The 16,934-nt window shown below is 64.3% G+C and carries 15 protein-coding genes; 13 read left to right on the plus strand and 2 right to left on the minus strand.

Annotated elements, in window-relative coordinates; genetic code table 11:
• Positions 1–116: 116 nt before the first annotated feature.
• Entirely contained in the window at positions 117–863 is a 747-nt protein-coding gene (locus JG743_RS29355) for a GGDEF domain-containing protein (RefSeq protein ID WP_244672968.1), read from the plus strand.
• 224 nt (positions 864–1,087) lie between these two features.
• A complete protein-coding gene (locus JG743_RS29360; protein ID WP_202295737.1) occupies positions 1,088–4,657 on the plus strand; it encodes a CHASE domain-containing protein in 3,570 nt (1,189 codons plus the stop codon).
• An 81-nt stretch (positions 4,658–4,738) separates the two neighbouring features.
• Here JG743_RS29360 and JG743_RS29365 read toward each other — a convergent pair whose 3' ends face one another.
• Together JG743_RS29365 and JG743_RS29370 are read right to left on the minus strand one after the other, a co-directional pair.
• A complete protein-coding gene (locus JG743_RS29365) occupies positions 4,739–5,956 on the minus strand; it encodes an NAD(P)/FAD-dependent oxidoreductase (protein WP_202295740.1) in 1,218 nt (405 codons plus the stop codon).
• A gap of 14 nt (positions 5,957–5,970) precedes the next feature.
• Entirely contained in the window at positions 5,971–6,735 is a 765-nt protein-coding gene (locus JG743_RS29370; protein WP_202295743.1) for an HpcH/HpaI aldolase family protein, read from the minus strand.
• A 121-nt stretch (positions 6,736–6,856) separates the two neighbouring features.
• Between JG743_RS29370 and JG743_RS29375 the strand changes: the two genes are divergently transcribed.
• The 11 genes from JG743_RS29375 (at position 6,857) to JG743_RS29425 (ending at position 16,866) form a co-directional block, all read left to right on the plus strand.
• A complete protein-coding gene (locus JG743_RS29375; protein ID WP_244672969.1) occupies positions 6,857–7,183 on the plus strand; it encodes an SDR family NAD(P)-dependent oxidoreductase in 327 nt (108 codons plus the stop codon).
• 13 nt (positions 7,184–7,196) lie between these two features.
• The gene (locus JG743_RS29380) at positions 7,197–7,544 is read left to right on the plus strand and encodes a RidA family protein (RefSeq protein ID WP_202295746.1); all 348 of its coding nucleotides are present in this window, start codon (positions 7,197–7,199) and stop codon (positions 7,542–7,544) included.
• 48 nt (positions 7,545–7,592) lie between these two features.
• Complete coding sequence (locus JG743_RS29385; protein WP_202295749.1) at positions 7,593–8,381, plus strand: FadR/GntR family transcriptional regulator; 789 nt, start codon at positions 7,593–7,595, stop codon at positions 8,379–8,381.
• A 280-nt stretch (positions 8,382–8,661) separates the two neighbouring features.
• The gene (locus JG743_RS29390) at positions 8,662–9,384 is read left to right on the plus strand and encodes an SDR family oxidoreductase (protein ID WP_202295752.1); all 723 of its coding nucleotides are present in this window, start codon (positions 8,662–8,664) and stop codon (positions 9,382–9,384) included.
• 1 nt (position 9,385) lies between these two features.
• A complete protein-coding gene (locus JG743_RS29395) occupies positions 9,386–10,135 on the plus strand; it encodes an SDR family NAD(P)-dependent oxidoreductase (protein WP_202295755.1) in 750 nt (249 codons plus the stop codon).
• Between the two features lie 83 nt (positions 10,136–10,218).
• Positions 10,219–11,166: a LysR substrate-binding domain-containing protein gene (locus JG743_RS29400; RefSeq protein ID WP_202295758.1), complete on the plus strand. Its 948-nt coding sequence runs from the start codon at positions 10,219–10,221 to the stop codon at positions 11,164–11,166.
• Positions 11,167–11,254: 88 nt separating this feature from the next.
• On the plus strand, positions 11,255–12,289 hold the full coding sequence (locus JG743_RS29405; protein ID WP_202295761.1) for an amino acid ABC transporter substrate-binding protein: 1,035 nt from the start codon (positions 11,255–11,257) through the stop codon (positions 12,287–12,289).
• An 81-nt stretch (positions 12,290–12,370) separates the two neighbouring features.
• The gene (locus tag JG743_RS29410; protein ID WP_202295764.1) at positions 12,371–13,534 is read left to right on the plus strand and encodes an ABC transporter permease subunit; all 1,164 of its coding nucleotides are present in this window, start codon (positions 12,371–12,373) and stop codon (positions 13,532–13,534) included.
• A gap of 3 nt (positions 13,535–13,537) precedes the next feature.
• Positions 13,538–14,617 carry an amino acid ABC transporter permease gene (locus JG743_RS29415; protein WP_202295767.1) on the plus strand — a complete coding sequence of 360 codons (1,080 nt, stop codon included), beginning with the start codon at positions 13,538–13,540 and terminating at the stop codon, positions 14,615–14,617.
• Positions 14,618–14,629: 12 nt separating this feature from the next.
• Positions 14,630–15,394, plus strand: a complete 765-nt coding sequence (locus tag JG743_RS29420) for an amino acid ABC transporter ATP-binding protein (protein ID WP_202295770.1) — start codon at positions 14,630–14,632, stop codon at positions 15,392–15,394.
• A 65-nt stretch (positions 15,395–15,459) separates the two neighbouring features.
• Positions 15,460–16,866 carry an FAD-binding oxidoreductase gene (locus JG743_RS29425; protein WP_202295773.1) on the plus strand — a complete coding sequence of 469 codons (1,407 nt, stop codon included), beginning with the start codon at positions 15,460–15,462 and terminating at the stop codon, positions 16,864–16,866.
• The last annotated feature ends 68 nt before the right edge of the window (positions 16,867–16,934 follow it).

Below are 16,934 nucleotides of genomic sequence, written 5' to 3' on the forward strand. Positions count from 1 at the left end.
TGGCGCGAGCCGGTTTGATCGGTCATTCCGCTGTTTGCATCAAATTGTAAGGGTCCTTGAAACCGAAATTGCAGCACACCGGCCTTATGCCAGCGCATCGGACAGGAGATTGGCCAGTGACGAAACCGACGGCGACCCCCTCTGCCCAAAGCTGGAAAGATGTCGCGTGGCTGACGGTGCTCGGGACGGCCGGCTGCCTCATTCTTTCGCTCGGCCTCAACTATCTGCTTTTGTTCAGCGAGGCGCTGACGCCGTTCGCGCGCAGCGTGATAACGGCAACGCTTCTGCCGCTGGCCATCGGCCTGCCGCTGTTCCTGCTGCTCGGCTCGAAGCGGGCCGAGATCCGCCGCTACCGGCAGGAACTCAACCGATCGGCGACCTATGACCGGCTGACCGGCTGCCTGAACGGACCCGTCTTCACCTCGATGGTGGACAGACGGGCCGCGAGACCGTCCGAGGACGGGCCCCGCTCCGGCGCCTTCCTGGTCATCCATCCCGAGCATCTCAAATCCCTCAACCTGCGCTTCGGCCTGGAGTGGGGCGACGAGGCACTGCGGCTCATCGCCTCGACGATCCAGTCGTCAGTTCGCAAGGAGGATCTGGTCGGCCGGATCGGCACCTCGATGTTCGGCGTCTTTCTGCCCGGCGCGAGCGAAAAGGACGCAAAGGATATCGGCGAACGCATCAAGGCGCGGGTGCGCGAAGTCTATTTCGCGCCCAAGGGAACGGAGGACGTGCTCGCGGTTCAGGTCGGCGGTGTGATTTTCGAGCACGAGCTTGCCTTCGAGGACATGTTCCGGTCGGCGGAAGAACGGCTGTCGGTCTCGCAGGGCCGTCTGGAGCTTTCGCATCTGGGCAATTGACCGCCGACGGCATCGCGGGTCAAACGCGGGCAGACAGCCCCCCTCAGCATTAATCGGACGTTGACTCGTTCGGTGCAATCTCCGCGGGATCGATGCAGCGATCTGCCGAATTCTGATCCTGCGTAGGGTTGGCCTACGAATGTGCGTGCCGTCGCGGGAATGAGCGGACCACTTCGTCACGGCCTGCCGGATGTCGGGGCCATCTCGTTGTTCGTGAGCGAACCATGTCGCGTTTGGTGATGATGCTTCACCCTATGCAACGCCTGCTGTCGCACGCGCTGGCCAAAATCGTCGTGGTTGCGGCTCTGTATTACCTGACCGGCCAGCTGGGGCTGCTTCTGGCCGTGCCGCCCGGTTACGCGACAATCATCTGGCCGGCATCCGGCATCGCCGTCGGGGCATTGATCGCCTACGGGCGCTCACTGTGGCCGGGGATCTTCGTCGGATCGCTCGCGCTCAACGCCGTGATCGGCGGCGGCTATTCAGCTGAGACCGGCTGGGCGTTCGACAAGCTCGCCATTGCCGCCGCGATTGCCGCCGGTTCGACCGCGCAGGCCCTGGTCGCGCGCTGGCTTGTCGGCCGCGTGGTCGGGATACCGATCGATCTCAGGGGCATGCGCGACATCATCGCGCCGTTGCTTGCCGCGGGTCCGGTCAGCTGCGTCGTCGCGCCCACGGTCGGCGTGACCTCCCTGTACCTCGCCGGCGTCGTTCCGTCCGCGGGCGTAGCGCACAACTGGCTTACATGGTGGAGCGGCGATGTTCTGGGCATCGTCATTTTCCTGCCAATCGTGCTCATTGCCCCCGGCGCCGAGCGCCAGCTCAGTTGGCGCGGCACACCGCTGGGCACATTGCCGATCGCCGCGATCCTTACGCTGCTTTTGCCTCTCGGCCTGACGTTCTATGGCTGGAAGGCAACCAACCAGTTCATCTACGATCGCAACAGCGCGATCTTCGCCTCCATGGCTATCGAAAACGAACAGGCGCTGATGCACCGCCTGGCGTCCTACGACCAGGCCTTGCTTGGGGGCGTCGATTTCTTCGAAGGATCAAGCTACGTCAGCGCCGACGAATGGCGCTCCTATGTCGACGTCCTCGACCTCAAGCGCAGCATGCCCGGCGTCAACGGCATCGGCTACATCGAGAACGTTCCGGCGGAAAAGGTATCGGACTTCCTTTTCCGGGTTCAAAAGGCGCAACCGCAATTCACCATCCATCCCGACGTTCCCGGCGGACCTCGCATTATCATCACCTATATCGAGCCGCTGGCGCCGAACCGTCCGGCGCTCGGACTCAACATCGCGTTCGAGAGCAATCGCCTGGAGGGCGCGACACTCTCGCGCGATACCGGCAAGCCGGCCATCACCAGGCGCATCGTGCTGGTGCAGGACCAGACAAAGAGCAACGGCTTCATCCTGCTCCATCCGATGTACCGCAAAAACGTGCCGCTCGGATCGGTCGACGAGCGACGCGCGGCCCTGACCGGCTGGATCTATGCGCCCTTCGTCGCGCAGAAATTCATGAGCGGGCTGACGACGAGCGAAGACCGTTCGCTGACATTGCAGGTCTATGACGGCGACGGCGAGGACGCCGATGCATTGATCTACCAAAGCGGTGAGCCCAACGCGTCCGCGCCCGCGCCTGCGTTTTCGATACGAAAGCAGGTCGACGTGATGCAGCAGCGTTGGACACTTTCGTGGCACAGCACGCCCGCGTTCGAGCAGAGCGTCGCCAGCCAGGAGCCGCTCCTCGTGCTCGCAAGCGGCATCGTCTTCACTGCCCTGTTCGGCGTCCTACTGTCCTTGTTCGCCCATCGTGCCGAAACCATCAAGGTGCTCGTCGATCGAAAGACAAGCGAATTGGCCGAGCGGGAAGCGCTCTATCGCCTCCTGGCCGAAAACACCTCGGACATGATCAGCCGCGTCGCCTTCGACGGGACGCGGCTCTACACCTCGCCCGCGTGCCTGCGGCTTCTCGGCTACACCGCCGAGGAACTTCAAAACTCAAATGCGTTTTCCGATGTCCATCCAAAGCAGCGATCTCGTCTCCAGGCCGAGTATGCAAGGCTGGCGCGCGGCGAAATCGACGAATCGAAAGGCGTGTTCACGCTGCACCGCAAGGACGATGACTGGGTGCAGGCGGAGATCACCCTGCAGTTGGTGCGCGACCGGGCGGGAAATCCTGCCGAACTGGTCGTCACCGAGCGCGACGTTACGCTTCAGGAACAGAGAGCCGAGGAGCTCAAGCTTGCCAGGGCCGAAGCGGAAGTCGCCAAGATGAATGCCGAGCAGGCGAGCGAGGCAAAGACGGCCTTCCTTGCCACCATGAGCCATGAAATCCGCACGCCGCTCAATGGTGTGATCGGCTATGGCGACCTCCTGCTTTCCTCCAACGAACTGTCCGAACAAAACAGACGCTACGCCGAGCGCATCGGCACGTCGGCCGCAGCCTTGCTGACCGTCGTCAACGATATTCTCGACTTCTCCAGGATCGAAGCCGGTCAGGTCGAGATCGACGCCCATCCGTTCTCGCTTGGCGCCTTGATCGACAATGCGCTCTCGATCGTCGGCGGCGTCGCGACGCGCAAGGGTCTTGCACTGGTCCGGCAGGTCGATCCGACCTTGCCGCCTCGCCTGGTCGGCGATCAGGACAGGCTGAGACAGGTCCTTCTCAATCTTCTGAACAATGCCGTGAAGTTCACCGCCACGGGAACTGTCACCCTGGCCGTCGACCGCATCGGCGACTCCGGTGCCGGACCGGTCGGGCTGCGCTTTGCCGTCCGCGACACCGGCATCGGCATCTCGGCTGAACAGCAGGATCGTCTGTTCCAGCGCTTCTCGCAGGTTGACGGATCGATCCGTCGCGAATTTGGCGGCAGCGGTCTCGGACTGGCGATCTCGAAGCGTCTTGTCGGGCTGATGGGTGGGCGGATCGGCGTTGACAGCACGGCCGGCGAAGGGTCGCTGTTCTGGTTCGAAGTCGCGCTTGCCGAGGCCACCTCGGACGCGGAACCCTCGCGATTTGTCGAGGCGATGAACGAGACGAGGGCGCCTGCCCGCATCCTGCTGGTCGAGGACATGGAGATCAACCGTGACATCGCTAGCGCGGTGCTTCGATCCCACGGACACGAAGTCGACATCGCGGTTGACGGCACGGAGGCCATCGCAGCCATCCAGAACCGGACCTATGACGTCGTGCTGATGGACGTTCAGATGCCGGTCATGGACGGGCTCAGCGCAACCCGGCATATCAGGGCGCTCAATCCCCCCGTACGGGATATCCCGATCGTCGCGCTGACCGCCAATGTGCTGCCGTTCCAACTCGCCGAGTTGCGGGCCGCCGGCATGACCGACCATGTCGGGAAGCCTTTCAAGCAGGCCGAACTGCTGGCGGCGATCGTCCGCAACACCGGCAGCGGGCCGGATCGGCACGTCGGCGAACCGGGTCCGGCCGCTACCGGCGGGCGGGACTTCAATGCCGATGTCTTCGGAAACCTCGAAACGGTGCTCGGCAAGAACAGAGTGGAAAAGCTGCTCGACAAGCTGGCCGACGTGCTCAGGACCCGGCTCGTGTCGATCTCGCCTGACACGATAGAGCTGGACGTCGTCCAGAGAGATGCGCACTCGCTGGTGTCGTCGTCGGGCATGCTCGGCTTTGAAGCCCTGTCCAATCTGTGTCGCGACATCGAGACGTCCTGCATCGCCGGCACCGACCTGATGCCCGCCCTGCAACGTTTCGAGCGCGCGCGTGACGCCGCCCTGAACAAGATCGAGGCGCTCAAATCCGCTGTCTGACCGTCTGGTCCGTCATTCGGCCACGCGCCTCCTGACGGCCAGCGTCGCGAGGACCTTCCTCGCGCAGCGTCGGAGCCGGTCTCAGATCACCGCTTCCTCCAGGAAGGGCTCGTTGCGCGGAATGCGCTCGTAGCAGAAGGGCGACAGGTCGAGCGTCTGGAAGGCGCCGTGGATGATCAGCTCCGACACCGCCCGGCCGACCGCCGGCGACTGCTGCAGGCCGTGCCCGGAGAAGCCGTTGGCGAACATGAAGTTCCTCACCTCGGGATGGAAGCCGACAATGCCGTTGTGATCGAGCATGTTGTATTCGTAGTGACCGGTCCAGCTGGTCTGGACCTTCAAGGCGTCGAAGGCCGGAATGCGGTGCCAGAGCGCCGGCCAGATATAGTCGTCGAACTCCTCGAAGTGCATTTCGAAATCGTCATAGTCGGCCGGGCCGTCGCCCTGAGGCGTGTTGCCGGTGAGGAAAAGCTCGCCTTCCGGGCGCACGAACGTGCCGGAAAGATCGATGACATTGGGCATGCGGCCGGGGATCGGATTGGCGCTGGCGAAGACGAAGCTGTAGCGCTTGTAGGGTGCGACGGGGATGGAAAGTCCGGCCATGGCGGCGACCTGCTGGGCCCGCGGGCCCGCCGCGTTGACCAATGTGCCGCAGGCGACCGTCTGGCCGGTCGCGAGGCGGACCGAGACGACCCGCCCATCAGCGAGATCCAGTGCGGTCACGGCGTTGTCGATATATTCGACGCCGCTGGCGCGGGCGGCGCGGCGGAAGCCGTTCATCATGCCCATGGAATCGAACCAGCCTTCCTCGCGCGATCCCCAGGAGCCGCCGCCGAGATCGTCGACATTCAGCCATGGAAAGCGCTCCTTCAGCGGGCCCGGCTCGAGGAAGACCGTATGGGCGCCGAGGCTGCGCTGCAGCTCGACGCGCTCGCGCGCCGCGTCCACGCCCTCGGGCGAGCAGCAGTAGAGATAGCCGTGCTCGCGAAAACCGAGATCGGGCGCCGGCTCGTCCTTGTAGAAGGGCTCCATGCGTTCCTGGAAGGTGCGGATGATCTCGATGCCGAACTGGCTGATCTTCACATTGATCGGATTGGAATATTGCTGCCGGATGGCGCTGGTCGAGAGCGCTGTCGAGGAAAACTCGTAGCTTGAGTCGCGCTCGACCACGAGGATCGAGGCGCCGCTGCCCAGCGCCTGGCTCAGCCAGTAGGCCGTCGACGAGCCGATCACGGCGCCGCCGACGATGACGATGTCGTAGGCCGAGCGCGACGGCGCTTTGTAAGCAGGGATTGCCACAGTCTGTCTCCGGTTTACTGGTTGAACGAAGCGATCAGGGCATCCGAACCCCGCGCCAGCAGGCCGAGGTCAGAGCCGACGGCAGCCATGGTAAAGCCGTCGGCGAGATAGCGGTCGGCGTCGGCCTTCACCGGCGCCAGGATGCCGCCGGCCTTGCCCGCCGCGGTGGCGGCCCTGCGCACCGAGGCAATCGCTTCTTGCACATGCGCCGCGCCTGGATTGCCCATCGCCCCCATGTTGGTCGAGAGGTCGCCGGGGCCGACGAAAAGCACATCGACGCCGTCGACCGCGGCAATCGCGGCGGCGTTGGCGACGCCGGTTTCGTCCTCGATCTGCACGGCAAGCAACTGCTGTTCGCGCGCTTTGGCGTGATAGCCGGCGATACGGCCGAAGGCGTTGGCGCGGTGACCGACCGAGAAGCCGCGAAAACCGCCAGGCGCATAGGTCATTGCGGCGACGTTTGTGCGCGCCTGATCGGCCGTCCGCACGTTGGGGATCATCAGGCTGCGCGCGCCGATATCCAGCGCCTGCTTGATCAGATTTGCATCATCTGACGGCAGGCGCACCACAGCTTCACAGGGAAATGCCGCCGCGACCTGCAGCTGCGCCATGATGCTGCGCAGATCGTTCGGGCTGTGCTCGCCATCGACCAGCAACCAGCCTGCTCCCGAGCCCGCGACGATCTCGGTCGTGAGGGCCGAAGCCAGCGAGCACCAGATGCCAATGTGAGCCCGGCCGGCCTGAATAGCGGCCTTCAGCGAATTGACGCGCTCTTGCATTTTGCCATCGATCTCCCATGAGAAGAAGGTGCATTGAAATTTGTATGATGTCCTATATCATATGGGTAGATTGAGCTGCAAGACGCTTGAACGCCGCACAGGAGTTGGCACATGAAAATCGGTGCTGGCGCTGACCCAGATCCTGGCGGCCGAGCTCGGCCCGCATGGCGTTCGCGTCAACGCGGTGGCGCCAGGCTACACGCTTTCCGACGGGCTAAAGGCCAGGATCGCCAAGGGCGAGCGCAACCCCGAAGCCATCCAGGCGACCACGGCGCTACGCCGCTTCGTCGAGCCTCGTGATGTCGCCGAGGCCGCCCTGTTCCTCTGCTCCGACCGCGCCGCCTCGATCACCGGCGTCACCTTGCCGGTCGATGCCGGCTGGCTGGTTCAGGCGCCTTACGCGCAGTACCTGCAAGGCAATCCCATTCGGCAGGCGCCGGCGATCTGACAAGGAAAATCCAGTGAGCGACATCCAGCGCTTTGACTTCGATACCCGCATCCATCACGGCGTCATCCACAACGGCACGCTCTACCTCACCGGTCAGGTCGCCAGGCCGGGCCAATCGGCGGCCGACCAGATGCGCGAGGTGCTTGGCAAGATCGATGCGCTGCTCGCCAGGGCGGGCACCGACAAAACCCGCATCCTTCACGTCCAGATGTGGCTGGACGACATCCGCGACTTCGACGAGGTCAACACGATCTGGGACGCCTGGATGCCAAAGGCACATGCGCCGGCGCGCTCTTCCGGCGAGGGCCGGATGGCGAAGCCCGGAATGCTGGTCGAGCTGATCGTCACCGCGGCGGTTTGAATGGTCTTGCCGGTTCGGGCATCATCCCGAATCTGCGGAGGGGAACTGATGACGAAGCGCAAGCCACTTTCGACAGTCGTGGCCGAAAGCTTGTCCGAAAAGATCCGTTCCGGTCGGCTGCCTCCCGGCGCGCAACTGCCGACCGAGGCGGAGCTTTGCGCGGAGTACGACGTCAGCCGCACAGTTGTGCGGGAAGCGGTGGCGCGCTTGCGTTCCGACGGCATGGTGGTGCCGCAGCAGGGACGCGGCATGTTCGTCAGCGAGACGCCGGCGCCGCGCAATTTTTCGATACCGGACGAGGCGCTCAGGACCTTGCCCGAGACGATCGCCCTGCTCGAGCTCAGGCTGAGCGTCGAGGTGGAGTCGGCCGGGCTCTGCGCGGAACGGCGGAGCGACGCCGAGGCCGGTGAAATCCGCGCCCTGATGGAGCAGGTCGACGCACAACAGGCGGATCCGGCCGTCGTCCAGATCCACTACGACTATGATTTCCATCTGGCGATCGCCAAGGCCGCGCGCAACGAATTCATCCACGGCTTCCTGGCCTATCTCCGGCCGATGATCGTGCCGCGCTTCCAGCTCGGCTATGTGGTCGAACCAGCGCTCAAGGACAGCTACTACGCGCGCATCCACAACGAGCACAAGACAATCGTCGATGCCATCGAAAGGCAGGACGGCCGCGCCGCCCGCCAGGCCATGCGCAAGCACCTGCACAACAGTCTCGGCCGGGTGCGCGCGCTCGCCCGTGCCTCGGGCGTCGAGGCGACGGAGGCCGAGCAGAAGGCGGCCGCGGCCTCGCTGTTCACCGAGATGAACAAGCCCGCGCCGACAGCCGGATAGGCTCCGCCGACTTCGACGCGGTCCGCATTCGTCGAGCACGGCCAGCCGGGCGTTCGCGAAAGCCATTTTTTTGCTCGACCGGCGGCCGAAAGCCCAAGTCCACACGCCGAAAGCTTTTCTTTGCCCAGGTTTGCAGCTTTCGTGGCCGCGCAGGCGTGCTGGAACATTCCAGCAGCCAAAAAGGCTTTCGAAAGTTTATCTTTCCTTTTTGCTGGTTTTCTTGGTTTCGCGGCATCGGTCGAAGCCGCACACTGGAAGCCAGGCAATCGGGGAAGCCCAGGTGACGACAGCCTTCATCACAGGTGCGACGAGCGGCATAGGGCGGGCCATCGCGGTCGCGTTGAGCGACGCGGGTTACGACGTCTATGCCGTCGGGCGCAGCCAGGCCGCGCTCAAGGAACTGCAGGCCGAGCGGCCCGGCATCGTGCCGATTGCCGTCGACGTTACCGACCGCGAGGCGCTGGAATCGGTGGTGGCGGATCTCACCATCGACGTGCTGATCAACAATGCCGGGATCATGCCGCCGCTCGGCAATTTCGCCGACATGAAGATCGCCGACATCGACACCGCGCTGGAGGTGAACGTCAGCGCCGCGATCCTGCTTTCCCGCCTCGTCGTGCCGCAGATGCGCGAGCGGCAGTCTGGGCACATTCTGTTCACCGGCTCCTCCGCCGGCCATGCGGCCTTCCCCAACGTCGCCGTCTATTCCGCCACCAAGGCGGCGATCGCCGGCTTTGCCGCCGCACTGCGCGCCGACCTGTCTCAATACGGCATACGCGTCACCGAGATCGTGCCCGGCCGCGTCGAGACGCAGCTCTACAAGGACATACTCGACGCCGAGACGCGGGCGGCCATGTATGCCGGCAATGCCGCCGTGCAGCCGGACGACGTGGCCAAAATGGTCGTCACCCTGCTCGGCCTGCCGGCATGGGCCGACGTGACCCGCTTCGACATCATGCCGACCCGGCCGACGAGCCCAAGCGGCAGCAAGCAAGGAAAATAGGATGAAGGATCTTTCCGTTCTCATCGTTGGCGGCGGCGCCGGCCTCGGCGCGCTTTTGGCTCGCATGGCTGTCGAGGCCGGCGCGGCAAAGATCGGCATCATCGACATCAACCAGGAGGCGGCCGAATCCGCGCTCGCGCCAGCCAAGGCCAAGGGCCTGCCGACCGCCGCCGCGACCTGCGACATCCAGGTCGGCCCGCAGTGCCATACCGCGTTCGACGCCATCGTTTCGAAGCTCGGGCGCATCGACACGCTGATCAACTGCGCCGCGATCTATCCCCGCCGCCCGCTGCTCGAAATCAGCGACGCCGATTGGGATGCCTCCAACGGCATCAACATCAAGGGCACCTACCACATGATGGTGGCGGCCGTCCGCCACATGCAATCGCAGGAGCCGAAAGCCCAGGTGCGCGGGCGCATCGTCAACCTGACCTCGGTCGACGCGTTCAAGGCGCATCCGCAGAATGCCCACTATGCGGCGACCAAGGCGGCCGTCGTCAGCCTGACGCGCTCCTTCGCCCATCACGTGGCGAAGGACGGGATCCTGGTGAATTCGGTGGCCCCGGCCGGCATGGCGACGGAGAAGGCAAAAGCCCTCGGCTTCCTCGAGGAACTGGCCAAGGCGAGCCCGCTCGGCCGCGGCGCCGAGCCCACCGAGATCGCCGAGTGGGTGCTCATGACCGGCGGTCCGAAGAATACCTACATGACCGGCGAAAACGTAATCGTTTCAGGCGGTTATATCTACGCCTGAGGTGACTTCCCGCAGCCGATGGCAGCGGCGATATGGCAGTGCATGATCGACGGAGTCCCAAGCAAGAGGAGGCGGAATTCACGATGACCGGCAAGCTTCGCCTTCCCTCGCTCAATGCGCTCAGGGTCTTCCACGCGGTCGCGCAGCACAAGAGCTTCAGGCAGGCGGCCGACGAACTGCTGGTGACGCCGCAGGCCGTCGGCCAGCAGATCAAGCTCCTGGAAGACACGCTGCAGGTGACGCTGTTCGAGCGCAAGGGGCGGTCGATCGAACTGACCGAGTCGGCGATCCTGCTGTCGCACTACGTCAAGGCCGGCTTCGACGAGTTTTCGGAAGGCGTCCGCCGCGTCACCAAGTCGAACTACCGCGACCGCATCAACCTCAATGCGAGCCCATATTTCGCCACCCACTATCTGCTGCCCAGGCTTTCGCTGTTCCGCGAGATCCTGCCGGGTGCCGACCTGCGCCTGACGACGATGGTCGACCTGCCGGATTTCGGGCGCGACGACATCGATATGACGGTGCAGTGGGGCTACGGCAGCTGGCCCGACTACGAGACGACGCTCCTGGTGCCGGACCCGAAGATCATCTGCTGCACGCCGGCGATCGGCGAGAAGATCAAGTCGGCGCAGGACCTGACGCGGTTCACGCTGCTCGACACGGTCAAGTCGAAGCGCCTGTGGCCGGACATATTGCGCCACCTCGGGGTGGAGCTGACGGATGGCGACCGCAGCATCAGCTTCGACGACGCCGCAACCATGCGCCGCGCGACCCTGCAAGGCATCGGCGTGGGCCTCGTCTCCGTCATCGACGCCGAGGAAGACTTCCGGTCGGGCGCGCTCGTTGCGCCGATCGGCCGCGACGCCATAGCCGACATGAAGCCGGAGGAAGTTCCCGGCTTCTACCTTGTCGTCCCGCGCGGGCATCTGCGTGTGAAGGCCGTGGCCGCGCTGCACCGATGGCTGGCCCAGCAAGATTGGCGGAGCGACCTCAAGATTTCCCTGCCGAAACCGACCCCGCTTTCCGACTAGGAGGCGGCTTGGCGACCGAGTTCCGAACGTTGTTTCGGACTCCAACAAAAACAAGAAACGGAACAACCTCAACAGTGGAGACAACAACATGAAAATGATGCAATGGGGGGCTGCGGCCCTGGCCGTTGGCCTGGTTCATTTCGCAGCGCCTGCCGAAGCCGCCGGCGGCAAGACGCTCGAAACCGTCAAGGCACGCGGCGTTCTGAACTGCACCGGCCATGACGGCTCCTATCTCGGCTTTGCCGAGGTGGACGACACGGGCAACTGGAAAGGCATGGACATCGACCTCTGCAAGGCGGTGGCCACGGCCGTGTTCGGCGACCCGGCAAAGCTGAAGGTCGTTCCGATCAGCTGGGCCCAGCGCTGGCCGTCGCTGCAGTCCGGCGATGTCGACATCATCATCAAGGCCTCGGGCGGCACGCTCAGCCGCGACACCGAGCTCGGCCTGCAGTTCTCCATGTCCTATTACCTCGGCACGACCAAGGTGATGGCGCACAAGGAACTCAATCTCAAGTCGCTCAAGGACGCCGATGGCGGCTCCATCTGCATTCCCGCCGGAACGACCATCGAGCAGCAGGTTGCCGCCTATGCGCAGAAGGTCGGGATCAAGCTGGAACCGGTCGTCATCGAAAAGACGGAAGAGCTCGAGCAGGCATACTTCTCGGGTCGCTGCGACATGTACGCCCAGTGGGGTCCGGTCCTTGCAATCGCGCGCGTCGCCAAGGGCAAGGTCGACGACCACGTCATCCTGCCCGACGTGCTTGCGGTCGAGCCCGAAGTCATGATCGTGCGGCAAGGCGACGACAACTGGGTCGACGTCGCCAACTGGACGCTGACCGCCCTGCTCTTCGCCGAGCAGGAAGGCATCACCTCCAAGAATGTCGACGAGATCAAGGCCAAGCCAACCTCGCCGGCGGTCGCCAAGTTCCTCGGCGCAGCACCTGGCATGGGCAAGGGTCTCGGGCTTGCCGACGACTGGGCCTACAACGTGATCAAGAAGGTCGGCAACTACGGCGAAATCTTCGATCGCGACCTCGGCAAGGACTCGCCCTACAAGATGGATCGCGATCTGACCAACCTGTGGAACAATGGCGGCGTCCTGTTCCCGCTGGTGATCGACTGATCCGTTCTTAACGCGTCCCGCTTTTAGCTCTGCCCGGCCTTTGCCGGGTGGAGCAAGCGGCAAATTCGGGAAGGTCGGTCAATGAGCAGCCTGCTGAGAAATCAGAAGGTCCGCAATACATTGTTGCAGGTCCTTTTTGTCGGTTCGATCGCGGCACTTGTGCTTGCCGGCGTCGCGATCGCCCGGCGCAACCTTGCTGAGCAAGGGATCACCTCGGGATTCGATTTTCTTCACAAGTCGACGGGCTGGGACGTAAGCTTCTCGCTGCTGCCCGCCACCGCCAATGATCCCTACTGGTGGTTCTTCCTCATCGGGATCATCAACACGCTGTTCCTGGGAAGCGTCGGGCTGATGCTCGCAACGACCGTCGGCACGATCGTCGGCCTGGCGCGCACCTCCTCGAACGAATTGGCGCGGCTGCTCGGCCGCACCTATGTCGACATCTTCCGCAACATACCGCTGATCCTCCAGGTCTTCTTCTGGTACGCCCTCATCACGCATCTGCCTCCGCCGCGCAGCGCACACGAAGCCTGGGGCATGCTGCTGACCAGCCGCGGACTCTATGTCCCGTTCCCGAATGTCGGCGGCGCGGCGATGGCATTGGCCCTGGCTGCCTTGATCGCCGCTATTGCGCTGCCTGTCTGGCTGGGTCGCACGTCACGCCTCAGCCAACCGGTCGGCGAACGGCTCACCTTCCAGCTTGCCGGCACGGCGGCGGCGCTCGCCTGCGCGGCCCTCATCCTGATCGTTGGTCGTTTGCCTGATGCGCCACTGATCGACTTCCCTGCCCTGCAAGGCCTCAACCTGAGGGGCGGCCTGCGCATTCCGCCCGAGTTTTCCGCGCTCGCCGTCGCCATCGCCATCTATGGCGGCTCCTACATCGCCGAGATCGTGCGCGGCGGCTTCAAATCTGTCGGCAAGGGTCAAGTCGAGGCGGCGCTGTCGCTGGGACTCAGCCCCTGGCGGGTCTTCACGCTGGTCAAGCTGCCGCTGGCGCTGCGCGCCATGCTGCCGATCCTCGCCAACCAGTATGTCTGGCTGATCAAGGCGACGACGATGGGGATCGCGGTTGGCTTCACCGATTTCTTCATGATCGTGGCGCTGACCATCAACCACTCAGGCCAGACGCTCGAGGCGATCGGCATCCTGATGGCGGGTTTCCTCACCATCAATCTCAGCCTCGCCGCCGTCTTCAATCGCATCAACAAGGCAATCGCCCTCAAGGGCAACCAACTGAGGGGATGAAAGATGGAGATGGTCGTTGTCGCGCCCCCTGCCCCCGGAAGGATCGAGGATCTGAGACGGCGTTTCTTTGCGACGCCGCTTCAGGCCTTGTTGTCGCTGGTCTCCCTGGCGGTCATGGTTTTTCTCGCCTGGAAGCTGCTCAACTGGGCGATCTTCTCGGCTGTCTTCACCACCAGCGGCGGACCGGAAGCCTGCCAGGCGGCGGCCGGAGCCTGCTGGTCGGTCATCGCCGCCAGGTGGCGCATCATCCTGTTCGGGCTCTATCCCTTCGAAGAGCAGTGGCGCTCGGCGCTGGCCTGCGTGACCGTGGTGGTGATGACGGTGCTGAGCTGTATCCCGGCCTTCTGGACGGGTCGCCGCATCGCGCTGGTTTGGGGAGCCGGAACAGCCCTCTACTACGTGCTGATGAAGGGCGGCGTGCTTGGCCTTGCCTATGTCGGCGAGGAAGCCTGGGGCGGACTGGCGCTGACCCTGTTCATCTTCGTGACCACCTGCCTGATCGGCTTCCCGCTGGCGATCTGCCTGGCCCTGTTGCGCCGGTCGGAACTGCCGTGGATATCGCGGACCACCGGCATCATCATCGACTCGGTCCGCTCGCTGCCGCTGATCTCGATCCTGTTCACATTCGCCATCGTCCTGCCGTTCGCGCTGCCGCAGTGGCTGGCAGGCGACAAGCTCTACCGGGTGATCCTGGGTTCGGCGCTGTTCTTCTCCGCCTATCAGGCGGAGATCGCCAGAGGCGGCATGCAAGGCGTTCCCGGCGGTCAGGAAGAGGCCGCTATGGCGCTCGGCATGAGCTATTGGCAGCGCATTGGCCGCATCCTGCTGCCGCAGGCCATGCGCAACGCGCTACCAGCGACGATCAACCAGTTCGTGATCTCGTTCAAGGAGACCTCGCTCGTGGTCATCGTCGGCTTCTTCGAGATACTGGCTTCCGGCAATGCCGCCTATGGAACCGGCGAGTGGCGCTTCGCCTATGTCGAGGTCTACGCCTTCATCGCCTTCATCTATTTCGTCTTCGTTTTCAGCCTGTCCCGCTACGGCGCGTTTCTCGAGCGCCGCATGTCGGTCGGCGAACGATAGGGAGGCCCGCTCGTGATCTCAGCCAATCCGGGCCAGTCCAGCGACCCCGCGGTGCGCATCGAAAACCTGGACAAATACTACGGGACATTCCACGCACTGCGGAGTGTGAACCTTTCCGTGAAGCGGGGCGAGAGGATCGTCGTCTGCGGCCCTTCCGGCTCAGGCAAGTCCACCATGATCCGCTGCATCAACCGCCTCGAGCAGCACAATGGCGGACGGATCACCGTGCTCGGCACCGAACTCGACGACGATGTCGGCAACATCGATGAAATCCGGCGCGAAGTCGGCATGGTGTTCCAGCACTTCAACCTGTTCCCGCATATGACGGTGCTGGACAACTGCATGCTTGCGCCGATGATCGTGCGCAAGCAGCCGCGCGCGGAAGCCGAGGCAACCGCGCGGCGCTATCTGGAGAAGGTCCGCATCCCCGAACAGGCGCTGAAGTTTCCCGGCCAACTCTCCGGCGGCCAGCAGCAGCGGGTGGCGATCGCGCGTGCCCTTTGCATGCAGCCGCAGATCATGCTGTTCGACGAGCCGACCTCCGCGCTCGATCCGGAAATGATCTCGGAGGTGCTGGACGCCATGGTCACGCTTGCCTCCGAAGGCATGACGATGATCTGCGTGACGCATGAGATGGGCTTCGCGCGCCGGGTCGCCGACCGGGTGATCTTCATGGATGCCGGCGAGATCGTCGAGGAGGCGCCGCCGGAGGAGTTCTTCGCTTCCTCGCGCAACGAGCGCACGCGGCAATTCCTGTCGCAGGTGCTGGGTCATTGAACGGCATTCTGGAAGATGCAACGTTTCGAAGCAGCACGCCGCCAGGTTCTCTCCCAGGTATCCCAATGACTAATCCCACCGCCAAGCTGAGCGAGATTCTCGGGCCGAAAGGGTGGCTTTCGGGCAGCGACGCCGAGCCCTATCGGCGCGATTGGCTCAACCGTTACGGCGTTGCCCCCCTGGGCGTCGCCCGGCCCGCCAACACCGCCGAGGTGGCGGCGGTCGTCAAGGTGTGCCGGGAGGCCGGGCTGGCGGTGGTGCCGCAAGGCGGCAATACCGGCCTTTGCGGCGGCGCTGTCGCGGAGCAGCCGAACGCGGTGATCGTCTCGCTGTCGCGCATGGCGGCGATCGGCGAAGCGGATCCGGACAGCGGCTCGATCGTCGTCGAGGCGGGCGTCGTGCTCGCCGCGCTGCATAAGGCGCTGGAACCGCGCGGCCTGATGTTCCCGATGCATCTGGGCGCCGAAGGCAGCGCCAGGATCGGCGGCCTGATCGGCACCAATGCCGGCGGCAGCGACGCCTTCCGATACGGCATGATGCAGGATCTGGTCCTGGGGCTCGAAGTCGTGACTCCTGACGGCGCCGTATGGGACGGGCTGCGCGCGGTGCAGAAGGACAATGCTGGCTATCAGCTCCGCAAGCTGTTCTGCGGCGCGGAGGGAACGCTCGGCATCGTGACGCGCGCCGCGCTGCTGCTCTATCCGACGCCAAGGCAGCAGGCAGGCGCGCTCCTGGTCCTACCGGACTTTGCCGCCGCCGTCTCCTTCGGCGCCTTCCTGCGCGGCGAGGCCGGTGAATTCCTGACCGGGCTCGAGTTCTTCTGCGATCTCGGCCTGGAGCTGGCGCTCAAGCATGTGCCCGATCTCGCCTATCAGTTGGAGACGCGAGGCGCTGTCTATCTGCTTGTCGAGCTGGCTTCAGGCTCGCCTCGGGTTCCCCTCGACGAGATCCTGAACTCGGCGCTGGAGTGGGGCATGGAGCAGGGCCTGGTCCTGGACGGCGCGCTGGCCACATCGGGCGCTCACCGGGCGCAGTTCTGGCGGCTGCGCGAGGAACAGCCGGAGGGGCAGCGGCTGGAGGGCGAGCAGCTGAAGCACGACATCTCGGTGCCGCCGGGCGCGATCGCCCGTTTCATCGAGGCGGGCGCCAAAGTCTGCCACGACATCCTGCCCGACGTGCGCATCAACCCGTTCGGGCATCTCGGCGACGGCAACATCCACTACAATCTGTCGCCGCCGCAAGGCCGTGGCGATTTCGACGGCAAGGCCGGGCAGTTCGCCGAGGCGCTGTCGGCGCTTGCCACCGAAATGGGCGGCAGCTTCGCGGCCGAGCATGGGCTTGGCCGCGCCAAGATCGCCATGGCCGATCGCAATCGCGGCGCGGTGGAGCGGGACCTCATGGCGCGGCTGAAGAGCGCGCTCGATCCAAAGGGCACGATGAACCCCGGCGTTCTGGTCCGCTCGCTATTGTAAAGAAAAACTTTCGAATGGACCGCATTTCTTGATTTCGTCCCGGCCTGCCAGCGTGCAGGTATAGATTT

Origin of the sequence: Mesorhizobium sp. 131-2-1, from assembly GCF_016756535.1 — a bacterium.
Taxonomy (GTDB): Bacteria; Pseudomonadota; Alphaproteobacteria; order Rhizobiales; family Rhizobiaceae; genus Mesorhizobium.

Excerpts from the sequence above, each read along its gene's own strand:
- JG743_RS29360 (WP_202295737.1), top strand. The coding sequence starts at position 1,088 with ATGTCGCGTTTGGTGATGATGCTTCACCCTATGCAACGCCTGCTGTCG.
- JG743_RS29370 (WP_202295743.1), bottom strand. The coding sequence starts at position 6,735 with ATGCAAGAGCGCGTCAATTCGCTGAAGGCCGCTATTCAGGCCGGCCGG.
- JG743_RS29385 (WP_202295749.1), top strand. The coding sequence starts at position 7,593 with ATGACGAAGCGCAAGCCACTTTCGACAGTCGTGGCCGAAAGCTTGTCC.
- JG743_RS29395 (WP_202295755.1), top strand. The coding sequence starts at position 9,386 with ATGAAGGATCTTTCCGTTCTCATCGTTGGCGGCGGCGCCGGCCTCGGC.
- JG743_RS29400 (WP_202295758.1), top strand. The coding sequence starts at position 10,219 with ATGACCGGCAAGCTTCGCCTTCCCTCGCTCAATGCGCTCAGGGTCTTC.
- JG743_RS29405 (WP_202295761.1), top strand. The coding sequence starts at position 11,255 with ATGAAAATGATGCAATGGGGGGCTGCGGCCCTGGCCGTTGGCCTGGTT.
- JG743_RS29410 (WP_202295764.1), top strand. The coding sequence starts at position 12,371 with ATGAGCAGCCTGCTGAGAAATCAGAAGGTCCGCAATACATTGTTGCAG.
- JG743_RS29415 (WP_202295767.1), top strand. The coding sequence starts at position 13,538 with ATGGAGATGGTCGTTGTCGCGCCCCCTGCCCCCGGAAGGATCGAGGAT.
- JG743_RS29425 (WP_202295773.1), top strand. The coding sequence starts at position 15,460 with ATGACTAATCCCACCGCCAAGCTGAGCGAGATTCTCGGGCCGAAAGGG.